The 16532-nt window shown below is 68.5% G+C and carries 11 protein-coding genes and 7 pseudogenes; 11 read left to right on the top strand and 7 right to left on the bottom strand.

The window, feature by feature from the left end; genetic code table 11:
* The first annotated feature begins 226 nt into the window (after positions 1-226).
* Positions 227-349, top strand: a complete 123-nt coding sequence (locus tag C9F11_RS49845; RefSeq protein ID WP_269078171.1) for a hypothetical protein — start codon at positions 227-229, stop codon at positions 347-349.
* A gap of 483 nt (positions 350-832) precedes the next feature.
* Positions 833-1378 carry a Uma2 family endonuclease gene (locus C9F11_RS46850; protein ID WP_138968645.1) on the top strand — a complete coding sequence of 182 codons (546 nt, stop codon included), beginning with the start codon at positions 833-835 and terminating at the stop codon, positions 1376-1378.
* A gap of 263 nt (positions 1379-1641) precedes the next feature.
* Here the strand turns inward: C9F11_RS46850 and C9F11_RS46845 are convergent.
* Positions 1642-2449, bottom strand: a pseudogene (locus C9F11_RS46845) (IS5 family transposase).
* A 1061-nt stretch (positions 2450-3510) separates the two neighbouring features.
* Between C9F11_RS46845 and C9F11_RS46840 the strand changes: the two are divergent.
* Positions 3511-3720: a single-stranded DNA-binding protein gene (locus C9F11_RS46840; RefSeq protein WP_171076255.1), complete on the top strand. Its 210-nt coding sequence runs from the start codon at positions 3511-3513 to the stop codon at positions 3718-3720.
* Positions 3721-4306: 586 nt separating this feature from the next.
* Positions 4307-5738 (top strand): annotated as a pseudogene (locus C9F11_RS46835) (NF041680 family putative transposase).
* Between the two features lie 9 nt (positions 5739-5747).
* Here the strand turns inward: C9F11_RS46835 and C9F11_RS48035 are convergent.
* Together C9F11_RS48035 and C9F11_RS49570 are read right to left on the bottom strand one after the other, a co-directional pair.
* Positions 5748-5999: a hypothetical protein gene (locus tag C9F11_RS48035; protein ID WP_171076174.1), complete on the bottom strand. Its 252-nt coding sequence runs from the start codon at positions 5997-5999 to the stop codon at positions 5748-5750.
* A gap of 142 nt (positions 6000-6141) precedes the next feature.
* Positions 6142-6249, bottom strand: a pseudogene (locus C9F11_RS49570) (transposase); the annotation flags it as partial.
* Between the two features lie 519 nt (positions 6250-6768).
* Here C9F11_RS49570 and C9F11_RS46825 point away from each other — a divergent pair.
* Genes C9F11_RS46825 through C9F11_RS46815 form a run of 3 tightly spaced genes read left to right on the top strand, consistent with a single transcriptional unit; the run spans position 6769 to position 9369 of the window.
* The gene (locus C9F11_RS46825; protein WP_138968419.1) at positions 6769-8214 is read left to right on the top strand and encodes an IS701 family transposase; all 1446 of its coding nucleotides are present in this window, start codon (positions 6769-6771) and stop codon (positions 8212-8214) included.
* 58 nt (positions 8215-8272) lie between these two features.
* Positions 8273-8758 (top strand): winged helix-turn-helix domain-containing protein, encoded by a 486-nt coding sequence (locus C9F11_RS46820; RefSeq protein ID WP_138968208.1) that lies wholly within the window; start codon positions 8273-8275, stop codon positions 8756-8758.
* Positions 8755-9369: an IS630 family transposase gene (locus C9F11_RS46815; protein ID WP_138968809.1), complete on the top strand. Its 615-nt coding sequence runs from the start codon at positions 8755-8757 to the stop codon at positions 9367-9369. Before C9F11_RS46820 ends, C9F11_RS46815 begins: the two co-directional genes overlap by 4 nt.
* A gap of 182 nt (positions 9370-9551) precedes the next feature.
* On the opposite strand, the gene C9F11_RS46810 is transcribed toward C9F11_RS46815, so the two are convergent.
* The gene (locus C9F11_RS46810) at positions 9552-9797 is read right to left on the bottom strand and encodes a hypothetical protein (protein WP_138968639.1); all 246 of its coding nucleotides are present in this window, start codon (positions 9795-9797) and stop codon (positions 9552-9554) included.
* Positions 9798-10039: 242 nt separating this feature from the next.
* Positions 10040-10804 (bottom strand): N-acetylmuramoyl-L-alanine amidase, encoded by a 765-nt coding sequence (locus tag C9F11_RS46805; protein ID WP_249402397.1) that lies wholly within the window; start codon positions 10802-10804, stop codon positions 10040-10042.
* Between C9F11_RS46805 and C9F11_RS49565 the strand changes: the two are divergent.
* Positions 10692-11201 (top strand): annotated as a pseudogene (locus tag C9F11_RS49565) (Scr1 family TA system antitoxin-like transcriptional regulator); the annotation flags it as partial. The gene C9F11_RS46805 and the pseudogene C9F11_RS49565 overlap by 113 nt on opposite strands.
* Before the next feature lie 33 nt (positions 11202-11234).
* Here the strand turns inward: C9F11_RS49565 and C9F11_RS46795 are convergent.
* Positions 11235-12455, bottom strand: coding sequence for an IS110 family transposase (locus tag C9F11_RS46795; RefSeq protein WP_138968559.1), 1221 nt, complete (start codon positions 12453-12455; stop codon positions 11235-11237).
* A gap of 167 nt (positions 12456-12622) precedes the next feature.
* Between C9F11_RS46795 and C9F11_RS50075 the strand changes: the two are divergent.
* Positions 12623-13801, top strand: a pseudogene (locus tag C9F11_RS50075) (site-specific integrase); the annotation flags it as partial.
* Positions 13802-14348: 547 nt separating this feature from the next.
* On the opposite strand, the pseudogene C9F11_RS46785 reads toward C9F11_RS50075, so the two are convergent.
* Positions 14349-14561: pseudogene (locus C9F11_RS46785) on the bottom strand (transposase); the annotation flags it as partial.
* Positions 14562-14733: 172 nt separating this feature from the next.
* On the opposite strand from C9F11_RS46785, the gene C9F11_RS46780 reads away from it, so the two are divergent.
* Entirely contained in the window at positions 14734-15480 is a 747-nt protein-coding gene (locus C9F11_RS46780) for a transposase (RefSeq protein ID WP_138968635.1), read from the top strand.
* Positions 15461-16456 (top strand): annotated as a pseudogene (locus C9F11_RS46775) (IS256 family transposase); the annotation flags it as partial. The gene C9F11_RS46780 and the pseudogene C9F11_RS46775, both read left to right, overlap by 20 nt.
* Positions 16457-16532: the final 76 nt, after the last annotated feature.

Below are 16532 nucleotides of genomic sequence, written 5' to 3'. Positions count from 1 at the left end.
GTCACCGCACAGGGAGGAGACGGCGGGGAAACGGCCAATGTTTCCGGCGCCAGAGGAGGCCGCGGCGGTTCCGTCGGTACGTCCGAGGATCCCACCGAGCGCGGCAGTTGTCAGGGGAGCACGCTCATCAGCGCGCGCAGCGGCGGGCGGGGAGGCGACGGCCAAGCGAAAACGCTGCAGTCGGGCAGCGCAACCGGGTGGCGCCGGAGGACTGCCCCCGACGCCGGTGCCCGAAGCCTGTGGCTCCTCCGGCAAGGGAGGCGACGTGGTGGTCGACTCCGACGGCCAGGTCAATGCTCAGAGCGGCGCCTCCAGCCAGTCGGGCTGCGTGCAGATCATCCTCTCCTGAGGGCACCGGGCAGACCGGAACCGGAGGGCCGGGGACTGGCGCGGCGGCTGATGCCTCGCTGCCAGTCCCGCCGGTCAACCAGGATGTAGATCTGCCGCGAGTTCGGTGAGAGACCCTGTGTGGATGTTGGTCAGAGTCTGATCCGGGCCTCAATGCTGATCAGAGGGCCGGGGCAGTCCTCCGCTTCCGGTGACGAGGATGACGACGGGGTGCCGGTCCTGATCGACTGCGACGGGTGCGGGAAGATAATGGAGCCGGGCCTGTTCGACGGGGACGATCCGCTGCTGCCGGTGGTGCCCGGCCCGGCGGCGGTGTTGGTGCCCGTTGACGCTGGGCGCGTCCGAGCAGCACTCTGGTGAGCAGGTAGCTTGCGACTCCCCGCCCGGTCGGTGTCAGTCCGGCCCTGCTCGCCCAGGGGCCGCCACATCGCACCCCGCCGCGCTGTCGCGACCGTATTCTGAGAGGTGACGGAAGGAGTCGTTGATGAGCGTCGACGCGATCCTGTACACCGAGTTTCCCGCCGGGTACACGGTTTTCTTCGGTGCCGACGGGAAGGTGATCATGACTCCGCAGAGTGAGGAGCACTCCAGCACGATCCGCTCGATGCAGATCGACACCCTCGCTCTCGGTCGTCACGCGAAGGTCACGTCCGACGTCTACATCGACTTTCCTGCCGACGAGAATTCCGCCCCCGACCTGGCGATCCTGCGTGAGGACGCGCGGAAGCAGGGCAAGCGCTACAGCTTCGAGGACGTCCTGCTGATCGCCGAGGTGGTCTCGGTCTCCTCCGCACGCAAGGACTACGACGACTGCACTGCCAAGTACGGCCGCTACGGCATTCCGGTCTACGTGATCGTGGACCCGTACGCCGGGGAGGTCGTCGTCCACACCGAACCCGCCGGGGCCGGCTACATCACGGCACGCACCCACCCCTACGGCACCGGCAAGCTCCCCATCGAGCTGGCCGACGGGCGGACCTTCACCCTCGACCTGGACGAGCTGCCCCGGCCCGAACCGGAGAACAGCTGACGGAGACACGCCGCGGGAGTGCGCCACAGCAATTCGCTGCAAACTGCATCTTGCGCCGCCCCGATGGGTCCTCGAGCAGGGCACTTCGCGACTTCGGATTGTTGAATGCAAACGCCAGTCCGGGTGTGCCCACGCGTGGGCACACGTCCCGGACGGAGCCGGACCGAGGGAGATCGAGTCGGATGGAAACGGGGTTGTTCATCCCGGTTCTCTGACAAAACCGCAGGTGAGAAGGGTCTCAGTTCCGGGTTTAACTGATCGTTTCAGAACGAGGTTCGTAGGCGGCGGAGGCATATGAGACTGCAGGCCAGTTCGAGCAGTCCCTGGTGGATGTCGGCGCGTTGCTTGTGGCGGAGGCGGAGTCGCTTGAACTGGTGCAGCCAGGCGAAGGCGCGCTCGATCGCCCAGCGGACTTTGCCCAGTCCGGAGCCGTGGGCGACGCCGCGTCGGGCGGTCATGGGTTTGATGCCGCGTTTCCACAGCAGGCGGCGGTACTTGTCGTAGTCGTAGCCCCGGTCTGCGTACAGTCGCCGGGGCCGGTGGCGGGGGCGGCCCCGCAGGCCCCGGATCGGCGGGACCGCGTCCAGCAGTGGCAGGATCTGGGTGACATCGTGCCGGCTGCCGCCAGTGAGTGTGACGGCGAGGGGGCCCGTGATGGTCGAGGGTCAGGTGGTGCCTGGAGCCGGGCCGGGCCCGGTCGACGGGTGAGGGACCGACGTGATCCCCCCCCCCTTTCAATGCCCGAACGTGCGAGCCGTCCACGGCACAGTCGTCCAGGTCCTATAGATCGGCGCGGCGCAACTCGCTGAGCAGGGCGGCGTGCGGGCGGGGCCATACGCCGGCCTCGGTCCAGTCCCGCAGCCGGCGCCAGGCCCTCACCCCGGAGCAGCCCACCGTCTCCGCGGGGACATCACGCCAGGTGACACCGGTCCGCAGCACGTACATGACGCCGGCGAGCGCCGTTCGGTCCGGAATACGCAGTCGCCCCGGATAGCGGCGGCGCTCGGGAGTCGGCGGCAACAGGGGAGCCACCCGCTCCCACAGGCCATCAGGAACAAGATCGGCACGCACCTGGGACGGCCTGCCGACCAAGACCAGCAAGCACAAGACCCACAGCTCAACTCATGCTGAAACGATCAGTAAGTCCCCTAGGCTCCACAGCAGCAAACCCGGTCTGACCTGCGGAAATGTTGGTCAGGCCGGGTTTTTGTGTGCTGACATGTCAGCACGGTGGTCCTAGGGGAGCTGTTCTCCTAGAACTTTCCGGTGTTTGGTGGAGGTCGTGTCTGGGTGGTCCGGCTGCGCTTGCGTCGCCTTGGTCGCACTTGGGTGTGGGGTCCTGCCCGGGCGTGGGGCCGGGCAGGGCTATCGGTGCGGTTTCGTGGGGGATGGATGTCACCGCACGCGACATGTGAGACAACTGCCTCGTCCTGGTTCCGGTCACGCTCCATCGGGGTGAAGTGGGCTGGCGCTGGTTGAACCCATGCGGTGCTCGCCGTGTGGGTGCAATTCCGTTGCTTTTCTGGGAGTGCGCGGTTAAGTGTCCTGTGATGTGTGCTTGTGAGGCTTGCGTGGGGCGTGGTGTGGTCTTGCCGCGCGGGCATGAGCGGCGGTTCTGGTGGGGGCGGCTCCGGGACCTGATGCTGGTTCTGGCCGCCGCGACCATCCTGGCCGCGTTGCTGTTCACCATGGCGGCCTGACACGGGTCTGGCTGGGTGGAGGGAAGAAGGGTGCCTGGCGGAGTGTCGGGCGTGCTCGCGGTTGTCTGAAGGGTCGGGACGAAAGCCCTGTTTCCTTCGGGAGGGTGTCGGATCGCTTGCCGTCGCCCGTCAGCGCCGTGAAGATCGTCTGGCAGCCGTCGCGAGCCTGGCCTCCCCTGCCACAGCGGCGGCTGCGTTGTACCCCCCTCTGTTCTCATCGGCGCGGGCACCTGCCCGTCTGGCAGCCGGTCTGTGTGTGGCGGCGGGAGTGACGGCATGAGGGAGTTTTTCCCTTGTGCGGGGTGTGGCTGGCTTTCCAGCGCCACGAAGGGCAGGCGAGGAGGCACGGGGTGTGGGTGGGGTGTGTGAGGGGCGGGGGTATGCGTAACGAGATTCCGTTGACGGTGACCGGGAATCTGGTGGAGGCCTCCCGTGTTGCGGCTCACCCCGAACGGGACGCCGGTGATCAATTTCACCGTCGCCTCGACTCCACGGGTCTTTGACCGGGAGAGGGATGCATGGTGGGATGGGGAGCCGACGTTCCTGGACTGCACCGTGTGGCGGCAGCTCGCGGAGAACGTGGCTGCCTCGGTTCGCAAGGGCGCTCGTCTGGTGGTGGGCAGGCTGCGGACCGAGCGGTGAGAAACGGCGGAGGGGGAAAGACGCTCGAAGGTGGTCATGGACGCGGATGAGGTTGCCGCTTCGATGGCGTTCGCCACCGTGGCCGTCCATCGGGCCACCCGTATGATGCCGGCCCAGGCCACCGCCCCCGAGGACCCCTGGGCCACCGCCCGGGGGCACGGGACCGTCGCATCTGAGCCGTCACAGGGTGGACGTGCGGCCGGGGACACCGAGGCCGCGCCGTATTGATGCGCCTGTTAAGGGGTGCTGCCGGGCGGTGGGGCGTCCGTCAGGCCGAGGGCGGCCAGCAGCAGACGCAGGTCGGCCTCATCGCGTGCACGGGTCTCGACCAGGCGGCGGGCGGCGCGGCATTCTGTCTTTGTCAGGGGGCGGGCCTCGAGTTGGCCCTGGTCACTGAGCGTGAGGCTTCCGTCCCGGTCCACAGAGCTTGTGATTTATGGTGTGGCGTCGAACGCGACTCGAACTTGATCAGTGTTTTCGCAGTTCAGCGGACGCGAAGGCGGCCTTCGTCTGATCCTGTGCTCCGTCACAGAGGCAGAGGAACAGCACGAAGGCCGTGGTTGTGAGTCTGGAGCATCAGGATGTCCTGCGGGATGCGTTCGCGGAAGTGTCACGCTTCAGGACGGAGTTGTACGCATCTCTGACCGCGCGGGGCGACGCCATGTTCGAGTTGTGTGATGCGTTGTTGTGCACGGACGGGCCAGTGCGGACGCTGGTCGATCTCGCACTCGCACCGGAACACCGCCGCGGGCACGGCGCCCTTTACGGTGGCCTGAACCAGGGGCGGATCGATGTCGCCCGATTGCGTCGCGCGCTGGCCGGGATGCCGCTGCCGAAGGCGGCGGACGGCCGGATCGTCCTGGCCGCGGACGTCTCGCCGTGGCTGCGGCCGGGCGCCGGTACCTGCGCTGACCGGGCCTTCGGCCACACCTTCGGCCGCGGGGAAGGCAAGCACCAGATGGTCCCGGGCTGGCCCTACTCGTTCGTCGCCGCGCTGGAGACCGGCCGCACGTCCTGGACGGCAGTGCTTGACGCGGTCCGTCTGGAGCCGGCGCTGACGTCGCTGCAGTGGCCACGGTCCAACTCCGCGAGGTCGTCGAACGGCTCGTGGCCGCCGGCCAGTGGAAGCCGGGTGACCCGAAGGTCCTGGTCGTCCTGGACGCCGGCTACGACGCACCCCGCATCGCCCATCTGCTGGGCGGCCTGCCCGTCGAGATCCTCGGCCGTCTCCGCTCCGACCGCGTCATGCGGCGCCCGACACCACCACGAGTGTGTCGGCCAGGCCGTCCGCCCAAGCACGGGGGCGAGTTCGTCTTCGGCGACCCCGCTACCTGGGACACCGAGCAGGTGGTGACCGTCACCGACACCCGGCTCTACGGGAAGGCGACCGCGCAGGCGTGGGACCGACTGCATCCGAGGCTGACGCGTCGGGCGGCCTGGCTCGACCACGAGGGCCGCTGCCACTCATCGAGGGCACTGTCATCCGCCTGGTCGTGGAGAAGCTGCCCAGCGGCGGGGTCAACAAGCCGGTCTGGCTGTGGTGGTCGGGCACCGACGCCACCGCGGACGACGTGGACCGCTGCTGGCAGTCCTTCCTGCGGAGATTCGACATCGAGCACACGTTTCGCCTGTTCAAGCAGACCCTCGGATGGACCAAGCCCCGGCTTCGCAGCTCGGAGGCGGCCGACCGGTGGACCTGGCTGGTGATCTCCGCATATGCCCAGCTTCGGCTCGCCCGTCCCCTGGCCACCGACCTCCGGCGTCCCTGGGAGAAACCGTCTCCGCCGAACAGACTCACACCCGCCCGCGTCCGCAGGGGTTTCAGAAACCTGCGCACGAAGACCGGCTCTCCGGCCGGTGTACCGAAACCGACACGGCCCGGCCCCGGCCGTCCGCCCGGCTCGAAGAACCACCGCCCGGCCACCCGCCATGACGTGGGCAGAGTCCTCGCGACCGGCGAGGCCTACGCACGACCCGCCCACCACCAGAAGGGCACGAAACCCCGGCGAACTGGATAAATGACAAGGTTAGAGCGCCTGCAGCAGCGCGATGCCGTCCCGGCCCACGGTGACGGCGAACGCCGTACGAGCCGTGTCCCCATCCGGCAGCCGATAATCGTCCGCGCGCCGGGCATACCGCTCGAACCACTCCTCGTCCACGTGGGCGATGAGCCACTCGGGAGCCGCAGCGGCCAGGGCCTCCAGGGCGGTCCGCATGGTCTCGGTGACCAGCTCCAGCCAGTTCAATGCGCGGGTGGCCGCCAGTACATGGGGGGGCATCCGTGCGCTGTCGGCCGCCCACTGTCACCAGGTCCTTCTCCCGCAGCCGGGCAACCATCAGCTCCAGCCACCGGGACGCCTGCCCGTCCGCGGCGAGCCGGGCACGGAACTCACTGAGCACCGACGCGTCAAACCTTGGGTCTTCCAGCTCCAGACCGAGCGCGTACTTCCAGTCCACCCGGGCGCGTACCGCGTCGGCGACCTGCCGGCCGGTGAGGCCCTCGGTGAACTGGAGCACCAGCACTGTCATCAGTCGGGCCGGGGAAAGCGCGGGCCGGCCGCGGACCGCGAACAGCTCGGCGAACTCGACATCCTGGAAGATCTCACCGAGTGCGTCCCGGGTCCGGATCGCCAGCGAGCCCTTCGGGAACGCCGCCCGGGCGACTCGGGCCGTCACCGCAGGAAACACATAACCAGGCCGAGGCCACAACGACATCACGGATCACCCCACCGGCTCCCCGCGTCATCGACTCTCCCACCACCGTCCCAGAAGATGCCTCAGCCGCTCCTGCCGCCGGGTGAAATTCACCAGCAGAGTCTCCAAAGGATCAACCTCAGTAGCCCCAAAAGCAACGGCATTGCCATGCGTTCGACAGGGGGAGAAAGTCATGCCAACTCCGGAGGCCGGGCGCCCCATTGCGGGGCCACCAAGAAGGTAATGGGGAGACGGCCAGCCGTGCCTGGGACAGCTCCCCCTTCTCCCGCACTACCGGTAGTTCGTTGACTTGGGGGCAGGGCAGCGGTAGTCCGGATGGTGGGGGTGGTGACGATGACCGCTCGTCGCCCGTGTCCACCGGCGCCGGGACCGCTGGAGAGGTATGCCGCGTGCTTCGACGACCTGTTCGCCTCCCTGGCCCAACGGCGGGGATTCCGCGAGTACCTCACGGGCCTGCTGGCGCCGCGGGACCGGAACAAGACGCTGACCTGTCTGGCCGGTGCGGAACCGGTCGTCGGTGCCCGCAACCCGGCGGTGCAACGGTTGCAGTTCTTCCTGTCCGAGTCTGCCTGGGACGCCGGGCAAGTCAACAGCAGACGGCTTGAGTTGCTGCGCGAGCAGCCGGAAACCGCTCCGCACCCGGGCGGGGTCATCGTGATCGACGATTCCGGAGACCGCAAGGACGGCACGGCCACCGCCCACGTGGGCCGGCAGTGGCTGGGCCGGTACGGCAAGACAGACAACTGCATCGTCACAGTGACCACGGTATGGACCGATGGGCGGGTGTACTACCCGCTGCACGCCCAGCCCTACACCCCCGCCCACCACTTCCCGCGCGGCCGGCGTGATCCCGCCTTCCGCACCAAGCCGCAGATCGCCGCAGCTCTTACGGCCCGGGGCAAGGAGGCGGGCTTCGCGTGCCGGGCGGTGGTGGCCGACTGCGCCTACTCCGTCAGCGACGACTGGTATCTCGCGCTGCGCGAGGCCCGCCTGCCCTACGTGGTTCACCTCAAGCCGCACCGCGGCACCTGGGCACCCGCCCACCAGCCGCACACCCCCGTCGACGCCGCCAGCGCCCTGGCCTGGCACGACCCCGAACACCCCGGCGACTGGACACCGGTTGAGCGCCACTTCCGCGACGGGCACACCGAGACCTGGTGGGCCGCCGACGCCCGCCTGAGCGGCTGGGGACCCCATAACCGGGTACGGCTGGTCGTGGCCACCACCGACCCGGCCACCCTGCCGCCCAAGGCCACCTGGTACCTGGCCACCAACCTGCCCCACCCCGACGCACCCCACGCCGCCACCGACCCCCACCCGCCCGCCGACCTCGCCGAGATCGTCCGGCTGTACGGGTTGCGGCCCTGGATCGAGCAGAGCTACAAACAGATCAAGGACGAGCTCGGGTGGGCCGACTTCCAGGTCCGGTCCGCCCGCGCTATCGCACGTCACCAGACCCTGGTGAACTGCGCGTTCTCCTTCTGCTGGGACCAATGGTTCGCCCCACCCGGACCCGTGGACACCACCGCTCCCGACCCCTGCCCCGACGACCGGGCAGAGAGGGGGCACCCCCATGCCCCACCAGCCCCAACTGCCCTGCTGGCCCAGGGCTTTACGCGCCATCCGGGCCTGGCTCACCCCCGCCACCACCCTGCAACGCTGGTGGCAGGCCTGGACCGACAAGGACCCACCCGCTCACCTCCAGTCCCTGATCGACGCGGTCACCACCGGCAAACCCCTCGACCTCTACCGCCGGATTTAACGAACTACCGTTACTGATCTCTTCGGGGTGTTGTCGGGTGGTGACGTTCCTTGATCCCTGCGGTAAGCCGGGACTATGCGGTATGCGCAGGGTGGAGGGCTGACTCCGGAGCGGCAGCGGTTCCGTGAAGGGATCCGGTTTGAGGCCGGTCAGCGGTTCGAGCGGGGTGAGAAGACCGCGGCGATCGCGAGGGAATTGCGGGTGAGTGAGCGGTCGGTGGAACGCTGGCGGCATGCGTGGCGGCACGGCGGCATGGGAGGTCTTGCCTCATCGGGGGCGGCGAAGCTGCCCAAGGTGTCCGATGGCCAGTTCGCCGCCCTGGAGGCTGAGCTGGCGCGGGGGCCGGCCGCACACGGCTGGGAGGACCAGCGGTGGACGCTCCAGCGGGTCAGAGAACTGATCGCCCGCACCTTCGGTGTCGTGTGCTCGTCGGCGGCCGTGTGGCGGCTCATGCATCGGCACGGCTGGTCCTGGCAGTGCCCGGCACGTCGTGCCCTGGAACGAGACGAGCGCGCGGTCGAGCTGTGGAAGAAGGAGGTGTGGCCGCAGGTGGAACTATAGCGGCGACGCTCGGGGCCTACCTCGTGTTTGAGGACGAGGCCGGATTTGCAATGACGCCGTCCATCGCCCGCACCTGGGCCCGACGTGGCCACACGCCCGTGGTGCAGGTCCGGGGCCGGTCCTGGCGCCGCTACTCGATCGCCGCAATGTGCTGCTACAAGCCCGGCGAGACCTCAAGGCTGATCTTTCGGCCGAGGCGAAACCCGTCCCCCAATCGCTCCGGACGCAGGAGCTTCGACTGGTGCGACTACCGCGACCTGGCCGTGCGCGCGCACATCCAGCTCGGCGCCCCCATCGTGCTCGTCTGGGACAACTTGAGCACGCACAGAGCCGCCGCGCTACGCAAGTACGCCGATGCCCATGACTGGCTCACTATTGTCCACCTTCCCTCCTACGCGCCGGAGTTGAACCCGGTCGAGGGAGTGTGGTCGCTCCTGCGCAGAGGACCGCTGGCCAGCGTCGCCTTCACCGACGACGACCACCTCGAACGTACCCTCCGCCGCGGACTACGGCACATCCAGCACCACCCCGAACTCATCGACGGATGCCTCGCCAGCACCGGACTCACCATCACCGACTACCACCCGACAACACCCCGAAGAGATCAGTAGATTGACAGTCCCTCGGAGATCAGCAGAGCGGCACTCCGAGCCGGCCGAGCCCCTGCGCAACCGGGTGGCCACAATGGCCGGGGCCACGAGTGAGGTGGAAGCGGTGACGATCTGGAAGTGCAGGCCCCGGACCTTGGTGTAGCCGTGCTCGGCCCCCTGTTTTGCGGCCCCGTAGACCTGCTTCACCTTGGAGTCGATGTGATGTCCAGATAGACGATGGCGAAGGCGCGCAGGAAGGTGCCCAGCATGGACGGTGCCCGCATCCCGGTGAATGCCTTGGTCATCGCGTCGTGCCGCAGCACGTCGGTGCCGTTGACGCTGTCGGCGCCGACGAGCATCGCCGCGACCAGCGACATCACCTTCGCGTCCGCAGCCGTCCCGGTGCCGTTCACCGCCCTGGCCAGCCGGACCTTGTCCCGCACCAGCACGGGCAGACTGCACCGTTCCGCCAGCCGCACCACTGGCGCGAGCCCGCCGTGGGCGAGAAGATTCGGGTCATCGAACGCCGCGACCGTCGCCGCAGCGGTATGGGAGGATTCCGCTTACGAGGTGCCTTGCTGACGGTGCCGGGTGGAGGCGTAGGAACTCCCACCCTCGCAGGTCAGCAGACACCTCTTCTCCTACCACCCTCCGCAGGACGACCGTTACACGGTGGATCCAGACTGAAGATTCATTGTTGAAGAAGTTCACTGTGCGGCTCTCGCGTCTGTTTCAGCGCGTGAGACCGGCCCTGGAGCTGGGCGGCACGCTCGCGGATCGCGGGCAGCTGGGCGCGGAGCGCGGCGCCCGGACAGCTGGTGGTGTAGCCGTCGGTGTGCCCGGCCACGGCATCAAACGTAGCGCGCGTCCCCACCGGGAACCGGCTGAGGCTGTTGCTGGACACCAGCTGCGCCCGCAGCCGCGGGTCGACGTCCATGAGGCCGAGCTTCCACGCGGCGAGCGCGGCGATGGCCTCCGCCATCGGCGGAGGCACCGGGGTGCCCGCGGTGAAGGTGCCGATCGCGGCGACCCCGGCCGTGCGGTGGTTGAAGCCCTGCGTGTGGGCGCCGACGACGGACCGGTCGACACCGCCCGCACGGCCCTCGTAGATCGTTCCGCAGCGGTCGACGAGGAAGTTGTAGCCGATGTCGTCGAAGAGCCGGGCACCGGTCTGGCCCGCCGCGAGGGCCCGGATGATGCGCGGCGCGTCGGCGCAGTCGTACCCGTTCGGCGAGTCGGTGTGGTGGACGAAGACGGCGACGACGGGGCCGCCGTAGCGCACCGGCGGCGGGGCCCCGCGGGTGTCGCCGCCCACGCTCCGCCGCCGCCGGCTCGGCGAAGCCCTGCGCCGGGCCCGCAAGGAAGCCGTCCCCCCACTCAGCCTGGAGAAGGCCGCCACGGCGATGGGCTGGGCCGAGAGCAAGCTCTCCCGCATCGAGAATGCCCTCGCCCGCATCCGCCCGGCCGAAGTCGCCCAGCTCCTGGCCGTGTACGGGCAGAGCGACGTCAAGGTCATCGCCGCGCTGGAGGGTCTCGCCAAGGACGCCGGGAAGCAGGGCTGGTGGCAGTCGTACGGGGACGTCGTGGCGCTGGGCTACAAGGACTTCCTCACCCTGGAGTCCGACGCCGCCTCCACGCACATCTACGCCCCCAGCCTGATCCCCGGCCTGCTGCAGACCGGCGCCTACGCCCGGGAGATCATCGCCGCGACCGCCCTGACCCGCACCCCTGGCGAGGTCGCCGCCCTGGCCGAGGTCCGCAAGACCCGCCAGGCCATCCTCACCCGCCCCGAGGGGCCCCTGAATCTGTGGGCGGTCATCCACGAGGCCGCCTTCCACCAGCGGTTCGCCGGGCACCCCTCCCTGATGAGTTTCCTGAGTCAACCTCTAGGCCGCCAAGGGCTCGTCGGCTGCCGGTTTGATCTTGCCGTTGGCCTGGTGGATTTCGGGGTCGTAGCAGGTGCCGTCGCGCCAGCAGGCCCACATCACGCGAAGCCAGGAGCGAGCGAGGATGCGGGTGGCGTGGGGGTGGCGCTTCTTCCGGTCCCGGGCGTCGTTGTAGATCTTGGATGCCCAGTCGCTGGAATGGCGGCTGTTGTCGGCGAAGGTGGCGATCGCAAGGCGCGCTCTGCGGTTGGCCGCGAAACGGAAGCCGACCGAGCGGGTTTTGCCCGAGGCGCGGGTGACGGGGACGACTCCGGTCTCCGCGATGAGCTGTTCGCAGTTCTGAGCGCGCTCCAGGAAGGGGCCGATCTCGCCGATGATCTGCGCCAGGTTGACTTTGCCGATACGCGGCATGGTCGCGAACAGCGGGGCGTAGGGGTGGGTTTCGACCGCCGCGGTGATGGCCTTCTCCGAGGCGCGGATGGTCGCCCGGATGCCCTGAACGAGCTGGACCTGCATGAGGATGAGCTGTCGGGCGACAGGTTCGCTGAGGCGGGAGGCCGCGGCCGGGGCCGAGCGCAGGCGCTCGATCAGCACGCTGCCGGTCTTGCCTCCGGAGTAGCCACGGCGCTTGCACCAGGCTTCCAGGCGCCCGGCGGTGAGCTTGGCGGCCCAGCCGGAGGTGGGGTAACGCTCCAGGAAGGCCAGGGCGATGTCGCTGTCCAGGGTCGAGAAGAGGACTTTGCCTCCGGGCCAGTGTTCGTCCAGCAGGGCGGCGAGCTGGTTGACGGCGGCGACGCGGGCGTGGATGTGGTCGGCGCGTTGGCGGGTGAGGGCCTGCAGGTCCAAGGTGGCCTGCTCGGTGGGCCCCAGGCGGGGCAGCAGGTGCCCGTCGGTGCGCAGGTAGTCGGCGAGCTTCATGCTGTCGCCCGCGTCGGTCTTGGCCTTGGAGGCGCCCCAGCGCGGGCGCATGGCGTGGAAGGCGTTGGGGTGGACCGGGATGACCGGATGGCCGGCGGCCAGCAGCCGGTCGACGGCCAAGCCACGGGTCGTCTCGATGGGCACTGGCAGGTCGGCCGGGTCGCCGTGCTTGCGCAGCCTCGCCAGGGTCTTGGTGAACCCCTCCTCGGTGTGGGGCAGTTCCCACCTGTCGATGCGCTTGCCGGTGTCGTCCATGACGGTCACGTCGTGGGTGTCGGTGGCCCAGTCCCAGCCGATGTACACGGAAGAAGTACTCCTGTGTCGTGCGCGGAGCACCTGCTCGGTGGCGAGGACGTCTGCCGGGAGCTCATTAATCGGCCCTCTGCGGGGCGTGTCCCTGAAGCCGATCAGACGGCCTCGGCCCGGTGGGGCCGGCGGAACTCATCGTGGCCGTCGAGCGGCTCGCGAACATGGCCGTGCACCCACCGGGACCGAGAGGTCACAACCCTACCGAAGAGGGCTGCAGAAGGGATGGTCTCCTAATGAGCGGACAGTGGGGCAAGGACCTCTACGGTCTCCACCGTGCGGTCGCGGCGCTCGGTCACGCGGACCCGCCGCTGTCAGGACACGCATCCGGGCCCGCAGCGATGGAAGGAGTCCCGGCCCCGTGGGCGGAATGGGTCGAGCGTTGGTACGTGACGTCGACACTGACCCCGAAGATCCACCGCAGCTACCGCAGCGTGCTCGCCAAGATCGGCCGCTGGCTGGCCGCCGAACACCCCGAGATCACCGAACCCAACCAGTGGACCCGCCAGACCTGCACTTCCTGGGTCGCGGCGGTGGACCGGATGACCGTCGGCGACTTCTCGCAGTGGACGCACGGCATGCGCTCCCAGGGCCGCCTGGGCAAACCACTCACACCGCAGTCGAAGTCCGGCTATCTCAAGGTGCCTCGCGCCTTCTACCGTGACCTGCACGAATGGGAGTGGGTCCCTCGACGCTTCGACCCCGCCCATGCGCTGAGAACGCCGCGGAGCGTCCGCGCTCTGATGGGTCCGGATCCCCGAGTGATCGCTGATGGCATCTGGGCCAAACTGTTGTGGGCCGGCCTGAACGTCGAGTCCGGCGACCTGCCGACTGCGGACGGCCGCACCTATCCGGTCGAGCTGATCCGCGCCATCACGCTGACCTGGCTATTCGCCGGTCAACCCAGCGATGAGATCGCCAGGCTCCGAGTGGGCTGCATCCGCTGGCAGCACGACGGCCTGCCCATCCCGGGCGACTCCGGCGAAGTCCTCGCCCGCGATGCCGTCTGCCTGCTGGACGTGCCCACGCACAAGACCGGCACCTCGTTCACCAAGCCTGTCGATCCCCTGCTCGGCCAAGCCATCGAGGCATGGCAGGCCGTCAGGTCCGCCCAGCCGTCCATGCTCGACCGCAAGACCAACGAGTACGCCGACTTCCTGTTCGCCCATCGCGCCCGTGGGGCCGCCAAGCACTACATCAACACGGCGGTCATCCCGATGCTCTGCCGCAAGGTCGGCGTCCCCACTACCGATGTCCGCGGCAACATCACCAGTCACCGGGCACGGTCCACGATCGCCAGCCAGCTCTACAACGCCAAGGAACCCATGACCCTCTTCGAGCTGCAGGAATGGCTCGGTCACCGGACTCCTGAAGCGACCACGCACTACGCGAAGCTCACCCCCAACACGCTGGCCAGGGCCTACAACGACGCCGGATACTTCGCCCGCAACGTCCGCACCGTCGAAGCCCTCGTCGACCGCGACGCGGTCGCCTCCGGCGCCGCCGCCAACGGCGAGCCCTGGCAGTACTTCGACCTCGGCCACGGCTGGTGCACCTACACCTTCTTCGAACAGTGCCAGCATCGCATGGCCTGCGCGCGCTGCGACTTCTACACCCCGAAGAACTCCAGCAAGGGCCAGCTGCTGGAAGCGAAGGAGAACCTCCAGCGGATGCTGGCCAGCATCCCGCTCACCGACGACGACGAGCCGCCGTCGACGACGGCCAGGCCGCCCTCGACCAGCTCCTGGAACGGCTCACCGACGTCCCCACCCCAGCCGGGTCGACCCTACGCCAGATCGGAGTGCCAGCCACGGCGACACTGCTGCCGATCGTCGACGTCCGCCAGGGCAAGCCGGGATGTTCTTGACAAAACTGATTCCACAGAAAGGCCGGCAGATCATGCGGCAGGTAGCGCCACTGGCAGCCCGTTCGGTTCTGGTAGAAGATCGCGTTCACGACTTCCCGCAGGTCGCAGGCCCCGGGATCCCCGGTCGCCGACCGCGCCACCCGGTCCTGCTTCCAGGCCGTGATCATCGGCTGGATCAACGCCCACTGCTCGTCCGATAAGTCGCTGGGGTACGGCTTTCTCTCCATGACCCGCATCTCAGCATGAACATGACCAGCAAGTGCCCGGCGCGGCGATCAGTACCACGATCGAGCGATCACGAACCGAGGAAGATCGGACTTAACGTCCACTTAGATGCCATGACCTCAACTGTCCCTCCGGCCACGGTCTCCACAGTAGGAGGGGAGCTTCAGTGCGGTTGGCGGGCGCATGGTCGTGATCGCCTTGGTGGTCCGGCGCTTGTTCTGTGACAACTCTCGTTGCGAGCGGGTGACGTTCGCCGAACAGACCGAAGGGTTGACGGGGCGGTACCAAAGGCGCACGCCCCTTCTTCACCGTCTGCTCACGGCGATCGGCATCGCGCTGTCGGGCCTGCCGGGCGCGAGGCTCGCGGCGCTGTTGCCCACGCCGGGGAGCCGGACCACCATCCTGCGCCTGGTCATGCTGACGCCGGACGCTCCCGCGCCGACACCGAGGGTGCTCGGCGTGGGCGATTTCGCCTTCAAACGCTCGTACGTGTACGGCAGCGTGTTGGTGGACTGCGAGACCGGCGCACCCGTTGACCTGCTGGAAGACCGGGAAGCGGACACCTTCGCCCGCTGGCTCGCCGGACGCGAGGGCATCGAGGCGATCTGCCGAGACCGTGCCGGGGCGTATGCCTCGGCCGCCTCCGCCGCGGCCCCGGACGCTGTCCAGATCGCAGATCGGTGGCAGTGCGCCATGAGGCGCCTTGTCGTATCCCCGGCTCAGCCGGGAGGAATTGAAGGGAGGTTGCTGGATCGTGTCCCTTGTCGTGGTGTACGGGATCAGTGGCTGGGAGTGCGCGGGCGTCTGCCCGGGGCGCACTTCCACGGGTGCGTACCGCTCCCTGAACAGGGGGTGGGCCATCGCGTAACCCTCCTTGGTGAACTGCCAGTTCAACCACGAGGAGTGCGCGGTGGCCCTGTCCCGGTCTGAGCTGATACGGCTGCTTGAGTCACTGCGCTCGACCGACGGAATCGGACTCATCCGCGCGATTGCTGAGCGGATGGTGCAGGAGCTGATCGAGGCCGAGGCGACGGCCCACATCGGTGCCGAGTGGAACGAGCACACGCCGACACGGACCAACATCCGCAACGGGCACCGCGAGCGGGTGCTGACCACGCTCGCCGGCGATCTGGACCTGGCCATCCCTAAGGTCCGCACCGGCGGCTTCTTCCCGTCGCTGCTGGAACGCCGACGCCGGATCGACCAGGCCCTCTACGCTGTGATCATGGAGGCATACGTGCACGGCGTCTCCACCCGCAGCGTCGATGACCTGGTCAAAGCCCTGGGCGGGGACAGCGGTATCTCCAAGTCGGAGGTCTCGCGGATCTGCGCGGCGCTGGACGAGCCGCTGACCGCGTTCCGCACCCGTGCGCTGGATCATGTCCGCTTCCCCTACGTCTACCTGGACGCGACCTACTGCAAAGCGCGGGTGAACCACCAGATCGTCTCGCGGGCCGTCGTGGTCGCCACCGGCATCACCGAGGAGGGAGGCCGCGAGGTCCCCGGCCTGATGGCCGGCGACAGCGAGAGCGAGGCGTTCTGGAAGGAGTTCCTGCGCTCCCTGCGCGAACGCGGTCTGTCCGGGGTCCGCCTCGTCGTCACCGGCCAGCACTCGGGCCTGGTCGCCGCGGTCCGCAAGGTGATGCTCGGCGCCGCCTGGCAGCGGTACAGGGTGCATTTCCTGCGCAACGTCTTCGGCGTGATCGACCAGGACTCCGGGGAGATGGTTGCCGCGACGATCCGCACCGTCTTCACCCAGCCCGCCGCGGAACTCGTGCGCGCCCAGCTGGACACCGTCGCCGACATGCCCGGCGCCCAGTTCCCCCAGGCCAAAGCCATGCTGCTGGGCGCGAAGGAAGATCTGACCGCGTTCGCGGACTTCCCGCCCAGGCACTGGAAGAAGATCCAAAGGGTCCTGAACATGTGAAACCGCCGGTCGGAAGTCGCCAGGATCATGCCACCGTCGAGTCGCTGGCCGCCCC

Source organism: Streptomyces sp. YIM 121038 (assembly GCF_006088715.1).
Taxonomy (GTDB): domain Bacteria; phylum Actinomycetota; class Actinomycetes; order Streptomycetales; family Streptomycetaceae; genus Streptomyces.
The sequence above is the reverse complement of the archived record's forward strand: the minus strand, read 5'-3'. Positions and strand labels throughout refer to the sequence as shown.

Coding starts and splice junctions, on each gene's coding strand:
- C9F11_RS46850 (WP_138968645.1), top strand. CDS start 833: ATGAGCGTCGACGCGATCCTGTACACCGAGTTTCCCGCCGGGTACACG.
- C9F11_RS48035 (WP_171076174.1), bottom strand. CDS start 5,999: ATGCCCCCCCATGTACTGGCGGCCACCCGCGCATTGAACTGGCTGGAG.
- C9F11_RS46825 (WP_138968419.1), top strand. CDS start 6,769: ATGACCGCTCGTCGCCCGTGTCCACCGGCGCCGGGACCGCTGGAGAGG.
- C9F11_RS46820 (WP_138968208.1), top strand. CDS start 8,273: ATGCGGTATGCGCAGGGTGGAGGGCTGACTCCGGAGCGGCAGCGGTTC.
- C9F11_RS46805 (WP_249402397.1), bottom strand. CDS start 10,804: ATGCGGGCGAGGGCATTCTCGATGCGGGAGAGCTTGCTCTCGGCCCAG.
- C9F11_RS46780 (WP_138968635.1), top strand. CDS start 14,734: ATGGTCGTGATCGCCTTGGTGGTCCGGCGCTTGTTCTGTGACAACTCT.